The 14,289-nt window shown below is 36.9% G+C and carries 18 protein-coding genes and 2 riboswitches; of the genes, 12 read left to right on the forward strand and 6 right to left on the reverse strand.

Going from position 1 to position 14,289, the window contains the following annotated elements; translation table 11 throughout:
• Positions 1-159: 159 nt before the first annotated feature.
• A complete protein-coding gene (locus ACFQIC_RS01805) occupies positions 160-540 on the forward strand; it encodes a rhodanese-like domain-containing protein (protein ID WP_204706705.1) in 381 nt (126 codons plus the stop codon).
• Between the two features lie 31 nt (positions 541-571).
• On the opposite strand, the gene gcvPB is transcribed toward ACFQIC_RS01805, so the two are convergent.
• Genes gcvPB through gcvT form a run of 3 tightly spaced genes read right to left on the reverse strand, consistent with a single transcriptional unit; the run spans position 572 to position 4,499 of the window.
• Positions 572-2,035, reverse strand: a complete 1,464-nt coding sequence (gene gcvPB, locus ACFQIC_RS01810; RefSeq protein ID WP_204706708.1) for an aminomethyl-transferring glycine dehydrogenase subunit GcvPB — start codon at positions 2,033-2,035, stop codon at positions 572-574.
• Entirely contained in the window at positions 2,028-3,377 is a 1,350-nt protein-coding gene (gcvPA, locus tag ACFQIC_RS01815; protein ID WP_204706710.1) for an aminomethyl-transferring glycine dehydrogenase subunit GcvPA, read from the reverse strand. Before gcvPA ends, gcvPB begins: the two co-directional genes overlap by 8 nt.
• 21 nt (positions 3,378-3,398) lie before the next feature.
• Complete coding sequence (gene gcvT / locus ACFQIC_RS01820; protein WP_204706712.1) at positions 3,399-4,499, reverse strand: glycine cleavage system aminomethyltransferase GcvT; 1,101 nt, start codon at positions 4,497-4,499, stop codon at positions 3,399-3,401.
• Between the two features lie 67 nt (positions 4,500-4,566).
• Positions 4,567-4,671, reverse strand: a riboswitch (glycine riboswitch).
• Positions 4,672-4,674: 3 nt separating this feature from the next.
• A riboswitch (glycine riboswitch) is annotated at positions 4,675-4,768 on the reverse strand.
• Positions 4,769-4,938: 170 nt separating this feature from the next.
• Here gcvT and ACFQIC_RS01825 point away from each other — a divergent pair.
• Positions 4,939-6,576, forward strand: a complete 1,638-nt coding sequence (locus ACFQIC_RS01825; RefSeq protein WP_204706714.1) for a DEAD/DEAH box helicase — start codon at positions 4,939-4,941, stop codon at positions 6,574-6,576.
• Positions 6,573-7,376 (forward strand): YqhG family protein, encoded by an 804-nt coding sequence (locus ACFQIC_RS01830; protein WP_204706716.1) that lies wholly within the window; start codon positions 6,573-6,575, stop codon positions 7,374-7,376. Before ACFQIC_RS01825 ends, ACFQIC_RS01830 begins: the two co-directional genes overlap by 4 nt.
• Before the next feature lie 8 nt (positions 7,377-7,384).
• Here the strand turns inward: ACFQIC_RS01830 and ACFQIC_RS01835 are convergent, their stop codons facing one another.
• Both ACFQIC_RS01835 and ACFQIC_RS01840 read right to left on the reverse strand, forming a co-directional pair.
• Entirely contained in the window at positions 7,385-7,561 is a 177-nt protein-coding gene (locus ACFQIC_RS01835) for a YqzE family protein (RefSeq protein ID WP_204706718.1), read from the reverse strand.
• A gap of 50 nt (positions 7,562-7,611) precedes the next feature.
• Complete coding sequence (locus ACFQIC_RS01840) at positions 7,612-8,097, reverse strand: shikimate kinase (RefSeq protein WP_204706720.1); 486 nt, start codon at positions 8,095-8,097, stop codon at positions 7,612-7,614.
• Between the two features lie 102 nt (positions 8,098-8,199).
• On the opposite strand from ACFQIC_RS01840, the gene comGA reads away from it, so the two are divergent.
• From comGA to ACFQIC_RS01880, 8 genes are all read left to right on the forward strand, one after another.
• Positions 8,200-9,192: a competence type IV pilus ATPase ComGA gene (comGA, locus tag ACFQIC_RS01845; protein ID WP_204706722.1), complete on the forward strand. Its 993-nt coding sequence runs from the start codon at positions 8,200-8,202 to the stop codon at positions 9,190-9,192.
• Positions 9,167-10,222: a type II secretion system F family protein gene (locus ACFQIC_RS01850; RefSeq protein ID WP_204706724.1), complete on the forward strand. Its 1,056-nt coding sequence runs from the start codon at positions 9,167-9,169 to the stop codon at positions 10,220-10,222. Before comGA ends, ACFQIC_RS01850 begins: the two co-directional genes overlap by 26 nt.
• Before the next feature lie 13 nt (positions 10,223-10,235).
• Entirely contained in the window at positions 10,236-10,532 is a 297-nt protein-coding gene (comGC, locus tag ACFQIC_RS01855; protein WP_204706726.1) for a competence type IV pilus major pilin ComGC, read from the forward strand.
• Positions 10,519-10,971, forward strand: a complete 453-nt coding sequence (comGD, locus tag ACFQIC_RS01860) for a competence type IV pilus minor pilin ComGD (protein WP_390216906.1) — start codon at positions 10,519-10,521, stop codon at positions 10,969-10,971. Before comGC ends, comGD begins: the two co-directional genes overlap by 14 nt.
• Complete coding sequence (locus tag ACFQIC_RS01865) at positions 10,961-11,281, forward strand: type II secretion system protein (RefSeq protein WP_204706730.1); 321 nt, start codon at positions 10,961-10,963, stop codon at positions 11,279-11,281. Before comGD ends, ACFQIC_RS01865 begins: the two co-directional genes overlap by 11 nt.
• Positions 11,244-11,684 (forward strand): competence type IV pilus minor pilin ComGF, encoded by a 441-nt coding sequence (comGF, locus tag ACFQIC_RS01870; protein ID WP_204706732.1) that lies wholly within the window; start codon positions 11,244-11,246, stop codon positions 11,682-11,684. The genes ACFQIC_RS01865 and comGF overlap by 38 nt, the downstream gene beginning before the upstream one ends.
• On the forward strand, positions 11,671-12,060 hold the full coding sequence (locus ACFQIC_RS01875) for a hypothetical protein (RefSeq protein ID WP_390216907.1): 390 nt from the start codon (positions 11,671-11,673) through the stop codon (positions 12,058-12,060). Before comGF ends, ACFQIC_RS01875 begins: the two co-directional genes overlap by 14 nt.
• Before the next feature lie 625 nt (positions 12,061-12,685).
• Complete coding sequence (locus tag ACFQIC_RS01880; protein ID WP_204706734.1) at positions 12,686-12,928, forward strand: DUF2626 domain-containing protein; 243 nt, start codon at positions 12,686-12,688, stop codon at positions 12,926-12,928.
• A gap of 230 nt (positions 12,929-13,158) precedes the next feature.
• Here the strand turns inward: ACFQIC_RS01880 and ACFQIC_RS01885 are convergent, their stop codons facing one another.
• Positions 13,159-13,785 carry an MBL fold metallo-hydrolase gene (locus ACFQIC_RS01885; protein WP_204706736.1) on the reverse strand — a complete coding sequence of 209 codons (627 nt, stop codon included), beginning with the start codon at positions 13,783-13,785 and terminating at the stop codon, positions 13,159-13,161.
• 150 nt (positions 13,786-13,935) lie between these two features.
• On the opposite strand from ACFQIC_RS01885, the gene ACFQIC_RS01890 reads away from it, so the two are divergent.
• On the forward strand, positions 13,936-14,100 hold the full coding sequence (locus ACFQIC_RS01890) for a DUF2759 family protein (RefSeq protein ID WP_204706738.1): 165 nt from the start codon (positions 13,936-13,938) through the stop codon (positions 14,098-14,100).
• Positions 14,101-14,289: the final 189 nt, after the last annotated feature.

Below are 14,289 nucleotides of genomic sequence, written 5' to 3' on the forward strand. Positions count from 1 at the left end.
TAACTTGCAAATTTTATCGAAAACATAAAACCCACAATTTCGGAGATTACCACACTATTTGAAATCCGACAATTTTTTATTTCTATCGCCAAGGTAAAAAAACTTTGAAATAAGATAGATTCCCTCATATAATAGATAGGGGAAGAGGGGGTATATAGAATGGAACTTTGGATTTTAATAGGAGCAATTGTCTTCTTAGTCGGCTTTGGTATCTTCCGATTTATGAAGGCTAGAAAAGTATTAACAACACTATCTGAAGATGAATTTAGGCAAGGATATAGAAAAGCTCAACTTATAGATGTACGCGAGCCAAAGGAGTTTGACGGTGGCCATATTCTAGGATCTCGTAATATTCCGCTTTCACAAATGAAAAATCGTTTAGTTGAGATTCGAAAAGACAAGCCTGTTTATCTTTATTGCCAAAGTGGAACGCGCTCCTCGAGAGCTGCACTTATGCTTAATAAAAAAGGATATTCTGACTTAAATCAACTTCAAGGCGGCTTTAAAAAATGGACAGGGAAAATTAAAACGAAGAAGTAAAAAGACGCTGCATTGAAGCAGCGTCTTTTTATTAATCTTCCCTGATATACCGTAAGATCGGTTTTCTGGCGGCAGTCGTTTCATCCATACGACTAACAATCGTTGTATGTGGAGCCTCTTGTACCTTTTCAGGATCAGCCTTAGCTTCATCTGCTATTTGCAACATAGCATCTACGAATGCGTCAAGCGTTTCCTTCGACTCCGTTTCTGTTGGCTCAGCCATAATGGCCTCTTCTACATTAATTGGGAAGTAGATAGTAGGTGGATGGTATCCGAAGTCAAGTAACCGTTTGGCTATATCTAAAGTACGTACCCCCAGCTTTTTCTGACGCTTGCCTGAAAGTATAAACTCATGTTTACAATGACGATCAAATGGAAGTTCATACTCCTTTTGTAACCGACGCATCATATAGTTTGCATTTAGTACGGCATATTCACTAACTTTCTTTAAACCTTCTGCTCCCATCGTACGAATATACGTATAAGCACGAACGTTAATACCAAAGTTTCCGTAATAAGGTTTTACACGCCCGATAGACTTTGGACGGTCGTACTCGAACACAAACATATCTTCTCGCTTCGTTAAAATAGGCTTCGGCAAGTAGGGTTCAAACTCCGCCGTTACTCCAACAGGTCCTGAACCTGGTCCTCCTCCTCCATGTGGACCAGTAAAGGTTTTATGAAGATTTAAGTGAACAACGTCAAAGCCCATATCACCAGGACGAGCATAACCTAAAATTGCATTTAAATTCGCCCCATCATAGTAAAGCTTACCACCCGCTTCGTGAATAATTGATGCCATTTCTTCAATATTTTCCTCAAAAAGTCCTAATGTATTTGGATTTGTCAACATAAGAGCAGCTGTTTGATCATCTACTACACGTTTCAAATCCTCTAAATCAACAAGACCTCTCTCATTCGATTTCACCGTAACAGCTTCAAATCCCGCTACTGTTGCTGAAGCGGGATTAGTACCATGAGCAGAGTCCGGTACGATTACTTTTGTACGATTATAGTCCCCACTTCCTTCGTGATAGGCACGGATCATCATAAGGCCAGTCCATTCCCCATGAGCCCCCGCTGCTGGTTGAAGTGTCACTGTATCCATACCAGTGATTTCAGTAAGTGTTTCTTGTAAATCATACATTAAACTAAGAGCACCCTGAACAGTTTCTGTTGGTTGCAATGGGTGAATATGACTGAATCCTGTTAGACGAGCAACATCCTCATTCATTTTCGGATTGTATTTCATCGTACAAGAACCTAAAGGATAAAAACCCGAATCTACCCCATGATTTCTTGTAGATAATGCTGTATAATGGCGCATTATTTGGAGTTCGCTTACTTCAGGGAGCTCTGCTGGAGTCTTTCTTACAAGGGTTTCTCCTAAAAGCCCATCAACATCTTCCTCAGGTACGTCCAATTCCGGTAAACTGAATCCAGTACGACTCTCTTGGCTATGTTCAAAAATCAATGGAAAGTCTTGATCAGCCACACATATCCCCCACTTCCTTTACGAAATGATCAATTTCATCTTTCGTCCGTATTTCTGTTACAGCAATAAGCATATGTTCCCTAAGGTCCTCAAAGTCTTTGCTTAAATCATATCCTCCGATAACTCCTTTACCAAGAAGTTTCCTATTAACATCACTCACACTTTGGTTAAGTTTGACTACTAGTTCGTTAAAAAAAGCACCTTGAAAAGCAACTTCGAAACCAGCTAATTTTAATTGTTTTTTCATATAATTAGTTTTTTGGATATTCATCCAAGACATTTTCTTAAGACCTTGCTTTCCGAGTGAAGACATGGCTACAGAAGATGCCAATGCATTTAATGCCTGGTTCGAGCAAATATTGGACGTTGCCTTGTCACGGCGTATATGTTGCTCTCTTGCTTGTAAAGTTAAAACAAAACCCCGCCGACCTTCTTCGTCTTTCGTCTGCCCTACTAGTCTTCCAGGTACTTTTCTCATCAATTTTTTAGTTGTTGCAAAATAACCACAATGCGGTCCACCGTATTGTGCTGGAATCCCAAATACTTGAGCATCGCCGACAACAATATCAGCTTCAAATTCTCCCGGAGGAGTTAAATAACCTAGAGCTAATGGATTGCTAGAAGCAATAAGCATAGCCTTTTTCCCCTTATCCACGATTTTTCGCACCTTATCGAGCGGCTCGATTTGCCCAAAGAAATTCGGGTACTGCACAACAACACTTGCTGTATTCTCATCCATCTCTTTTTCTAATTGTTTGAGATCTGTCATTCCATCCATATGATCAATCTCAACTACTTCAAGACCTGGACCTTTAGCATATGAGTAAATAACGGCTAGCGATTCTGGATGAATCGCCTTCGAAACCAGAACTTTCTTTTTCTTCGTATGACCAGCTGATACATTTACCGCTTCAGCAAGTGCAGTACTGCCATCATACATTGAAGAGTTTGCTACATGCATACCGGTTAATTCACAAATCATCGTTTGAAATTCAAAAATTGCTTGCAACTCTCCTTGAGATATTTCCGGTTGGTAAGGTGTGTAAGCGGTGTAAAATTCTGAACGAGAAATTACGTGATCAACGATAGAAGGGATATAGTGATCATAAACCCCCGCACCTAAAAAGCTTGTATGTGATTTTGCATTTACATTTCTGTTAGATAGCTCTGTCAATTCTTTTGTTAATGCATATTCATTTTTGGGTGGCTTAATATTTAAGTCATCTTTAAACCGAACGTTTACAGGAATATCTGCAAATAATTCCTCTGTCGACTGTACCCCAATAGTTGAGAGCATATCTTTTTTGTCCTGTTCCGTCATAGGTAAGTATCGGAATTCCATAAGTTTTCTTCCTCCAATCGATTATCGCTTGTAGAACGGTGTGGCTACAACTTTCGCTTTTAAGGTACGTTTACGAACTTGAACATGTACTTCTGTACCTTTTTCTGTATACTCTGTCTTGATTAGAGCCAGCCCTACATTTTTTCCTAATGTTGGAGACTGTGTACCAGTTGTAATTACTCCAATAACTTCAGATTCGTTTAACACTTCATAACCTGTTCGAGGAATCCCATTATCTATCATTTCAACTCCTACGAGTTTTCGTTTCAAGCCTTCTTCCTTCTGAAGTTGCAAAGCCTTTTTCCCAATAAAATCAGCACCCTTTTTCAACTGAACTGCAAAGCCTAACCCAGCTTCAAGCGGTGAAATATCAGGACTTAACTCTTGCCCATAGAGTGCTAACTTTGCTTCAAAACGCAGCGTATCTCTTGCCCCAAGACCAATCGGCTGTACACCGTAGCTTTCTCCATTAGAAAGTATTGCTTGCCACAATGCGGGTCCTGAATGGCTTGGCAAATAAATTTCAAATCCATCTTCGCCTGTATACCCTGTACGTGAAACGAGCGCTTCATCTTCTACTCCTTTAAAAGCGACACCTTGAGCAAAGCGAAAAAACTTAATTGAAAATAAATCTGTGTCGGTTAACTGTTGTAATATTTTTTCTGCATAGGGTCCTTGTAAAGCCAATTGTACATATTGATCAGAAACATCCGTAACCGTTACCTGTCCTTCTACATGGTTTTGTAACCATGTTACATCCTTATTTCTATTGGCGGCGTTTACGACGAGTAAATACTTGTTCGCTTCTAGCATATACACGATTAAATCATCTATCGTCCCACCATTTTCGTAACACATAATTGTATACTGTGCTTTACCAGGCTCTAATTTTGAAACATCATTTGTTAACATTCTCTGCAAATAAGTTAGGCTCTCTGTTCCCTCAACAAAAATTTCGGCCATATGGGAAACATCGAATAAACCTGCTTTTGTTCTAGTCACCTCATGTTCATCTTTTATACTAGAGAACTGAACAGGTAAGTCCCAACCTCCAAAGTCAATCGTCTTAGCACCAAGTTTCTTGTATTCGGCATATAGCGGTGTTCGTTTCAAGTTCGCCATGCTTTCACTCCTTAGACCCATTAATTTTTTGCATAAAAAAGAGACTCCACCGTAATTATTCGGGAGTCTCTGTCCGTGCACCAGAAAGTTTCGCGTCGTTAGCGAGCAAAATACGCCTTAATTACGCATGCTTCTTGGGTGGTTTACTATGTATTGTAAACACTCTCCAGAGTTGCGTCCTACAGAGGTCTTCTTTGCCTGAGAGATTCACAAAACTGATTGCTTGCTCCTTCGGCGCTACAATAAGTAGGCTCTCCCCCTGCAGTCATTCGCATTAGTATTTTATTAGATTGACCTGGGCATACTAACCTGTAAAGCTTACGACAAACTCTCTTAATTTCAGCTTCATTATACCATAGAGACTATAAACATACAGAATAGATTTTAAAATTTCTAAAAAAGCTTACGACAACGACAAAAACACAAGGAGGAAAAGGCGTTGATCGATGTTCATTTTGACCAACACTTTCTCAAACAATTATCCGATCAATTAGAGGAATCAGATGATCTTTGTTCATGGGAAGAATACAAACTTGCCTGGAAAGGGTTGAAACTGCAATCGATCCCTCAGTTTGACGGGCTGCTTGCACCAAATCAACTCCCCCACATAGAGTTCTTGGATCATCAAGTAAAGGCTTGTGAAAAAGTGGTACACGAAATGAGCGGACGTGCAATCCTAGCCGATGAGGTAGGCCTTGGAAAGACTTTGGAAGCCGGACTCATTTTAAAGGAATATATGATTCGGGGAATGGCTAAAAAAGTACTGATTTTAACACCTGCTTCGCTCGTTAACCAATGGACCCAAGAATTAAGTGAGAAATTCTTCATACAAGCTGCCTCACCTAGAAAAAAACATGCTGATTGGAAACACTGGGATGTTACAGTAACTTCTATAGATATGGCTAAAAGAGATAATCACAAAGAGGACATTTTATCAATATCCTACGATTTAATAATAATTGATGAGGCTCACAAGCTCAAAAACCATCAAACGAAAAATTATCAGTTTGTTAAGCAACTAAAAAAGACGTATTGTCTCCTTTTAACAGCTACACCAATCCAGAATCATTTAAGCGATTTATTTAATTTAGTATCTATATTAAAACCAGGTTACCTAGGGGATTTAACGACATTTAAGCAGAAGTACAAAAACACGCAACTAGAAGAAGAAAACACTCAGCAACATATTCATTCATTACTTAGTAAATTAATGATTCGAAATTTACGTAAAGACACTGGACTCGATTCATCTAAGAGACATGTAAAAAACATTAGTCTCTCTTTTAATAATGAAGAGCAACAAGTGTATGACGAATTAGCGGTATTAAAAGAAAGTTACCCTTCTTTCACCTGGCTGACATTAGCTAAAGAATTATGTTCCACTAGGGAAGCCTGCTACATGTCTCTACAGTCGATGAATAAAAAGCAGCCTTCAGAGCTTTTAACCGGGATTATCGAACGCTTAGGTCAACTTCCCCACCATACAAAAGCGAAGAAAATGGCGGAACTTATTGAAAAAACAGATGAAAAGTTCATTGTGTTTACAGAGTATCGGGCAAGTCAATTTTACCTGCAGTGGTATTTACAGCAACAAGGAATTTCTTCAGTACCTTTTAGCGGAAAATTTAACAAAGGGAAACGCGACTGGATGAAACAGCTTTTCAAAACGAAAGCACAAGTATTAATTGCAACGGAAGCTGGAGCTGAAGGAATAAACTTACAATTCTGTAACAACATGATTAATTACGATCTCCCTTGGAATCCGATGAGGCTTGAGCAACGCATTGGAAGAATACACCGATTCGGCCAACAAAAAGACGTAAATATATATAATTTTTCCATTAAAAATACATTGGAAGATCAAATAATGAAGTTACTATACGATAAAATTCAATTATTTCAAAACGCAGTCGGTGATTTAGATGCGATACTAGAAAAAATACCTGGTGGAAACTTTGAGAGTCACGTTCAAACTATATTACAAGAGTCAGATTCCCAAGGTGAGATAGATATTAAAATGAAAAATTTAGTCAGTTATGTAGAGCACTCTGTAAAAGATAGGAGGGAATCGAGTTGAATGCTAATAAATACTATGAATTCACAAAAGAATTCTTTACGATTAATGGATGTACGATTGAAGAGTTAATACCTAATTATATGACGGTTCATTTAACAAAAGAGATGGATGAATCATTAATGAACCGTCCTTTTTATTGGCATTATATGAAAAAAATGAATCGTGAAGGTGAACCGATGAGCCTATCCTTTAAAGATATTAGCCTTGGAGATCAAGAAGAAGGGGTATTCCTACATGCAGGAACACCTAAACTGCAGCAAATTTATCAGGTAGCATTAGAAAAAGGTTTTATGACTAGGTTGTACGAAGCAGTTGAAAGCAAGGATAATAATAACCTTGCACTGCATCCATGGTTATTTGTAAATATAAAACTCACTTTCAGAGGCAAACAGTCCAAGGATCAAATCCTTTCCATAGGATTGAATTTAATAAATGGAGCTTTAATTCACGATGCCATGGACAAAATAATCGATTATTCATTCAATCCTAAAATCTCAGATTATACATTCCCTATGACACCGGTCATTCGCCTAGAAAGTGGATATAATAGAATTGTCCAACATACCGAAGCCTATATATCAAAATTAGACACCGAGTGGGCTTCACACTCCATTGAACAGTTAAATTATGAAAAGCAACTACTTGAAGGATTTTATAACTCTAATGACATTGAAGAAGAACAATACGAAAAAGAATTAGATCAACTTAATGTCCGTTACAAACCAAGAATAACACTGTCCGTTGCTAATGGTGGTTTGATTTATCTTTCAGTCTCTACGAGTCAACAACTGCTTCAATAAAAGTAAAGCTATCTATTTCTTGGTTTTTTCAACATTTTTAAAGCTACAGGAAGAATTCCAAACCAATAAGATGAAGTTTTCTTTGAAGGTCTAGTTTGTCTTTTTTCTTGTTTCTCTTGTTTCGTCATATGCATATGTTTCATCATTTCCTCTGTAAGAAATTGTGCATATTCACTCTTTTTCATATAAGGTCCCTACTTTCAATTAGTCTATTTATATTATGTCCGTGGGGGCCTTACTTTAGACAATTAAGAATTTCATCTGTGATCGCTTGAGAGTCTTTTCCATCCACTTGAATGACATATTTAGCTAATCCATGATAAATAGGAAGTCGTTCTTCAAAACGCAGTTTATTTTTTTTTATATTATCTGACCAAAGTGGGCGGTCTTCATCGTTGATCAGACGATCATGTATAGTATCGAAAGAAGCATTTAAGAAAAAGACATGGTCGGCACTTTTAAGGAGCTGTTGATTTTCCTCTGCCAAAATGATACCGCCACCAGTTGAAACGACCAGGGATCCTTCTAATGATTTCAATAAATTAGTTTCTGATTGACGAAAGTACTTCTCACCATACTTTTCGAAAATACGAGCAATTGACATGCCTTCTTTCCTTTCGATTTCTTCATCCATTTCTATGTAGTCGAACCCGATTTGTTCACTTAGATGCGTTGCGATTGTTGATTTTCCACTACCCATGTACCCGATTAAAAAAACCATAAAAAAAGCCCCCTGAAAAATTTTCTGAAAAAAAGCAGGATTTTCGCCATTAATGTCGAAATAGTACTAAGCAAAGATATTAAAATGAGGTGATAACTAAACGTGAGTCAAATTGCTAATTATGCAAAAGATCTTCTTGTATCCGCGATTCAACAAACTGCTTCTGATATTCACTTCTCCCCGTATATCGAGAATACAGACATTTATTTTCGAATTCACGGACATCGTATTTTCCATTCTTCTCTACCGAATCCAACTTATCAAAAACTGCTTGCCTATTTCAAGTTTACGTCTGGCATGGATATTGGTGAAGTAACAAAACCGCAGAATGGAGCATTAGAACACCGAAGTCAACATTCCTTATTCAACCTAAGACTTTCAACACTTCCTATAATAGGTAGTGAAAGCCTAGCTATTCGAATTTTATCCCCTGATGAACAACTTCAATTAGAAAGACTCTTTCTCTTCCCGCACCAATTGAAAATCATTCAGCGATGGCTCTCCCACAAGAGCGGAATGATTCTATTTACAGGACCCACTGGCTGCGGAAAAACTACAACTCTCTACTCGCTCTTACAGTCACTAATTAAAGAACACTCTTTCCAGGCCATCACTCTTGAAGATCCAATTGAGAAAAACTTAAACAATATTATACAAGTTCAAGTAAATGAACGTGCAGGCATTACGTATGATACCGGATTAAAAGCCGCTCTTCGTCACGATCCTGATTTATTAATGGTTGGAGAAATTCGCGATAAAGAAACGGCGCATTTTGCCTTTCGGGCTGCACTTAGCGGACATTTAGTCATTAGTACTATTCATGCTAAAGATGCATTCGGCACAATTCAACGATTAAAAGAAATGAATATAAAAACAATAGAATTAGAACAAACACTGATCGCCATCGCTGCTCAACAATTAATTACGTTGGACATCAATGCAAACATGCCTCATCGTGCAGCTATTGTTGAGCTTCTTCATCATACTAATCTTCAACAAGCAATTAAAGGTGTTAATCCACAACAAAACTTCTCATTCCCTACGTTCGCTTCGTTAAGGAGGAAAGCCTATGCACTCGGCTATTCGCAAAATTAACACCCGATTATCTAAACGTAGCACGATTCCCCTTTTAAAACAAATCCGATTCCTTAATCGATTATGTAAATTGTTATACAAAGGCTTCCCCCTTCTTGAAGCACTCAAGATGACAAGCTGGGATGCTGAATTTAAAAACACAACCAATGAAATCACACGGCAATTGAACATTGGAAACCCTCTAGATATAGCTTTTCAGGAGGCACACTTTTCCAAACAAGTTGTATCTTACCTCTATTTCTCTAGAATCCATTACGATCTTCCCGAGATGTTCAAGCAATGCGCGGATCTTCTGGAAATGCAACATGAATACACAAAAAAAATCAAAGAAGCTCTGCGATACCCTCTCCTATTATTTGCATTTGTGACCGTAGCGTTCACTGTCATAAAGCAAACTATTCTACCTAGCTTTCAAACCCTTTTTGATAACGGAGGCACTAAACCGTTTAGTTTAGTGATTTTAAATATAGTCGACATAATGATAACAGGCGTAGGCTTCATAATCATTATTGCTCTACTGTTATTTTTACTATTTCATCTCATGAAAAATAGATTATCTATAGAACAAACACTGTTTCTTTATGAAAAACTCCCTATTGTTAAATCATACAAAATGTTTTCCCTGACTTTTCTCTTTTCCACTCATTTAAGTGCGCTTGTCGCAACTGGACTAACTTTGAAAAACTCATTAGAAGTTATAAGCACACAGCCACGTTATCCCCACCTATCTCATTATGGTCTGATCATTTTAAAACATTTAAATAATGGGCAACAGCTAGGTGCCTCCCTGCAGGACTGTCGTCTATTACGACCAGAACTCACCTCTATATTTCATCATACGAATGACTTACGTACTTTAAGTGAAGAATTGCAAGTCTTATCTGAAATGTTGGTTGACCAGTTTAAAGAGAAATTAACAAAGATTATTCAACTCATTCAACCTATTTTCTTTATCGGTGTCGCTTTGGTTGTCATTTTAATCTATGCGTCGATAATGCTGCCACTTTATCAATGGATGAAACAAATTTAAAGGAGATGTAGTTATGAACGAAAAAGGATTTACTCTTATCGAAATGCTAATTGTCTTGTTAATTATCTCCGTTCTTCTTATTATTACCATCCCAAATCTAACAGAGAATACTAACTCTATTCGTGCGAAAGGATGCGAAGCTTTAGCACTTACAGCAGAAGCTCAAGTAGAAGCTTACTACATTGAACATGATAATTTGCCAACTAGTTTAGAAGTTTTGGTTGATGAAAATTATTTAAAACAAACGAAATGTCCAAATGGTGAAGAGCTTGGATACACAGCTGAAACTGGTAAAGTTGAAATTCCGTAGAGATATTAATTTAAGTGGTTTCACGCTAAGCGAAGTAATCCTCGTTCTTGCACTCTTCACTAGTTTGCTGCTTCTATTTCTCCCTTTTCACAACAATCTTTTTCAGGAAATTGAAGCAAATAACTACATGGAACAATTGGAAAACGATCTCCTATTAGCTCAACAACTCACGATTCAAGATCATCCAAATTACTGGATGATGATACGCCCTCAATCAAACGATTATTACTTATACGATTACCGACAGAAAAAAACACTTTTCACACGGACCTTTCCAAGCAGTTGGAAGATTCAATTACAAACCCTTTCAACTCCTGTGCAATTTAATTCTAGTGGAACACTTCAAAACCCAGGGATAATGAGAATAACCACACCTACAAAAGTGTTTAAGATCACATTTTCTTTCGGAAAAAGCAGGGTGAAGATTGATGAACAATAGAGGCTTTACTCTCGTTGAAGTCATTTGTGCTTTTAGTTTAATCATGATCATAGCAACAGCTATCTTGCCTTTACTCACTCAGGTAAGAATGGAGCAGCATGACCTCTCTATAAAAAGACATGCTATTCTAGCTTTGAATAATCATCTCACGGTTTTAAGTCATGACCTGCCGATCCAATTTCCTTACGAAATTCAGGAAGATAATTACTCCTTTTCTTTTGAGGTTCAAACTCAATATATTGAAGGTTGCGTAAACTGGGAGGATTCCCATAATGAAAAAAATAAGTTCTGCTTGTATGCTTCTTCTTAAATCTAATGGTTTCACTCTTGTGGAAACCATCATCAGCTTAACATTAATTTCAATATTATTAACAATTAGCGTCCCTGTCATCAAACTAATTGAGGGACCATCTTATTCAAATGAATTAAGTGTATTTCAGTTTTTAACGTTTGTAGAGGAAGAAATAAATACCTCTACAAACGTTACGTTAATAAACAATGAATTAATTATTACAGATAACCAAAACAGAGAAATTAAAATTTCAAAATATGGAAACGATGTCCGCAGAAGAGTAAATAATACAGGTCACGAATTACTAATCCATAATATCCAAGAGTTGTCATTTAAACTTGATAAACAGATGCTACATTTATCAGTAGTTATAAAAAATGGAGGGAGCTATCATAAAACAATTTTATATGAATTTCCTTAGAGATGATCAAGGTATTATTTTCCCCTGGGCCATTTCTATTGCAAGTCTTATACTGTTAGTCACATTATTTACAGTACAACAATACAAAAATCAATTGTATTCTACCGAGTCCATCAAACATTATTACCAGCTACAAAATATGTTTAACTATGGTCAGGAGCAGTTCCTCGAGTTGTATCAGGGTTCATCGTTTTCACTCGCTGAGAATAATTATACCTTTCATTTGCCCATAGGGAGTGCTGACGTAACATGCGAAGAAGTAGAAGATCATATGTACAAATGTACATGGCACATCACATTAAAATCAGGAACTAATAAAACCATCCAGAAAATTTATGAACTATATAAAACCGATGCGATCGCATCGGTTTTATAGTTCATAGATTCTTTCTATCATGAAACTTGTTTTTCGTGCTCCATCCGATTGTTTGTGATACTTCTTAATTCTTCAACATTATATCCAACGACCAATTTGTCACTATTGGTTATAAAATGGGGCGTTGCAGTAACTTAGGCTTTTCATTAACAGTCAATTCACCAACATTAATATTAACGCTTTAAATTCTTTACTTCGTTTAGCAAATATTTCATCAATACCGTTTATAGTTAATTATAATTTTTTTCAATTCTGCTACATCGGGTGTCTCCCTGCATAAGGGTAGCTCATTAAACTTTACACCCTTGTTAACCATGATTTTGTTCGACGACACGACGCCAACTTAGATAACTGTAAAATGTTAATGCAATGCATCTATTGTAATTCGCTCCTTTATTTAATTAATATAATTTTCGGCTTTTGTATAATACTTGTATAATTTTTGCTTAATTAAACCGTTTTCTCGAAATTTTTCATCACCATTACTACCTTCCATGTTTATTTCTTGGGTACTCTGGAGAGAGTATAAATGATAACAACATGATTTATTTACAATCAGGTATAGGTCGTTTATAATATGAATGATAGTGTAACGATGAAAGATGAAAAAAGGAGGGGAAGAAGCATGGATCGCATGTTTCGAGTGATGGCGTTTTGGACAGGGATTTTTGCTGTTATGTTTTATGCAGGTGATATGATGGAAGCAGCATTTCTATCTCTAGCCCAAACAGCCTTTTTCCTTGCAGTTGGCTACCTCAAACTGTCTGAGCGTATGTATGTATACATATTTTTCTCATACTTGACAGTATTTATGATTGGATTTACGTACTATTCGTCCTTTATTCTTGTACCGTCTTTCGGTCATTAAAAAAAGACCTGTTATCCACAATCGGATAACAGGTCTTTTTTGCTGTGCTAAAACATAATTTTTTGTTACAAAAAATTATGTTTTTCAAGTAATTTGCTTATTTTATTCCGTTAAAGGCCCAGATTGTAGCAGAACTGTCCATTGCTATGATTATTCCATGATACTGCTCGATGATTGAAGAAACTCCTTCCTCAACTAGGGCAAATATCAACATTATCGTTTAACATAGCCTACCCTTTAAAAAATGGGTTTTCATTTTTTTCTTCTTCTATTGTTGTAGGCATACCATGCCCAGGATAGATCCTCATATCATTTCTCAGGCTAAACAATTGATTTGTTATGCTATCCATTAACTCTTTTCGTTTTCCCCCAGGAAGGTCTGTTCTGCCAATTCCTCTTTGAAATAAGGTATCACCTGCCACAGTAAACCGTTGTTTACGAAATACAAAAGATACACTACCAGGAGAATGACCAGGTGTATGGCGTACTTCAAAGGAAAATGGTCCTAATTCCATCTGACCTGCTTCAAAATACTGGTCAGCAGGGCTTGCTGTTATTTCACCCATTTGGAAATGAGCCGATCCATTCAGGGACGAATCCATTAGCCAATTTTTCTCTGCTTCATGTAAATATACGGGCACATTGTATGCGTTTCTAGCTTCTTCTACTGCACCAATGTGATCAAAATGTGCATGTGTTAAAAGAATAGCTATGACTGTTAATTCTTTTTCCTTGATTTTTTGATCTAGTTCCTCGAAATCGCCACCTGGATCAATAATTAATGCTTGTTTACGCTCTGTAATAACATAAGCATTAGTGCCCATTGGTCCAAGGGGAAGCCTTGAAATTTTCAACATATAATACACTCCTCTATCTTTAACTATAAATTCACTCGACAAATGATTCTTTATACTATAGAATAAATGTGGAATGAAATGAGCTACATATAGTATAACATCCAAATATATCGGGTGATAATAAAGAAAAGGAATAATGGAGGGCTAATAATGGTAACAGCTATTCTTCTTTTACTCGTTACAATCTTTTGTGTCATTGCTGTGTTCCGTGAAATTAAAACTAAAAATTTCTTTGCTGTTCTTTTTGCAGGTGTATCTGCATTAATGTTTGGCTGGTTCTCAATCATGACAATTTACACTAACTTATTTGGTTGAGTTAAAGAAACAGAAAGCAAGTTTCTCTAAGGGTAAGTAGTTCCGTTTTCGGTGGAGAAACATACGAAATAGCATACGAATTAACAGACCAAATCGCATATGATTTGGTCTCTTATTTCCCCCTGATAAATCTCAACCCAAATAAATAATGACAATAACTGTTGTCAACGTGCTAATTTGGTATGCTAC

The sequence above is a fragment of the Halobacillus seohaensis genome, assembly GCF_042663045.1.
GTDB classification, from domain to species: domain Bacteria; phylum Bacillota; class Bacilli; order Bacillales; family Halobacillaceae; genus Halobacillus_A; species Halobacillus_A seohaensis.

Bases quoted from the DNA above. Each gene is read 5' to 3' on its own strand.
- ACFQIC_RS01805 (WP_204706705.1), top strand. From the start codon at position 160: ATGGAACTTTGGATTTTAATAGGAGCAATTGTCTTCTTAGTCGGCTTT.
- gcvPA (WP_204706710.1), bottom strand. From the start codon at position 3,377: ATGGAATTCCGATACTTACCTATGACGGAACAGGACAAAAAAGATATG.
- gcvT (WP_204706712.1), bottom strand. From the start codon at position 4,499: ATGGCGAACTTGAAACGAACACCGCTATATGCCGAATACAAGAAACTT.
- ACFQIC_RS01835 (WP_204706718.1), bottom strand. From the start codon at position 7,561: ATGAAAAAGAGTGAATATGCACAATTTCTTACAGAGGAAATGATGAAA.
- ACFQIC_RS01840 (WP_204706720.1), bottom strand. From the start codon at position 8,097: ATGGTTTTTTTAATCGGGTACATGGGTAGTGGAAAATCAACAATCGCA.
- ACFQIC_RS01850 (WP_204706724.1), top strand. From the start codon at position 9,167: ATGCACTCGGCTATTCGCAAAATTAACACCCGATTATCTAAACGTAGC.
- comGC (WP_204706726.1), top strand. From the start codon at position 10,236: ATGAACGAAAAAGGATTTACTCTTATCGAAATGCTAATTGTCTTGTTA.
- ACFQIC_RS01865 (WP_204706730.1), top strand. From the start codon at position 10,961: ATGAACAATAGAGGCTTTACTCTCGTTGAAGTCATTTGTGCTTTTAGT.
- comGF (WP_204706732.1), top strand. From the start codon at position 11,244: ATGAAAAAAATAAGTTCTGCTTGTATGCTTCTTCTTAAATCTAATGGT.
- ACFQIC_RS01875 (WP_390216907.1), top strand. From the start codon at position 11,671: ATGAATTTCCTTAGAGATGATCAAGGTATTATTTTCCCCTGGGCCATT.
- ACFQIC_RS01880 (WP_204706734.1), top strand. From the start codon at position 12,686: ATGGATCGCATGTTTCGAGTGATGGCGTTTTGGACAGGGATTTTTGCT.
- ACFQIC_RS01885 (WP_204706736.1), bottom strand. From the start codon at position 13,785: ATGTTGAAAATTTCAAGGCTTCCCCTTGGACCAATGGGCACTAATGCT.
- ACFQIC_RS01890 (WP_204706738.1), top strand. From the start codon at position 13,936: ATGGTAACAGCTATTCTTCTTTTACTCGTTACAATCTTTTGTGTCATT.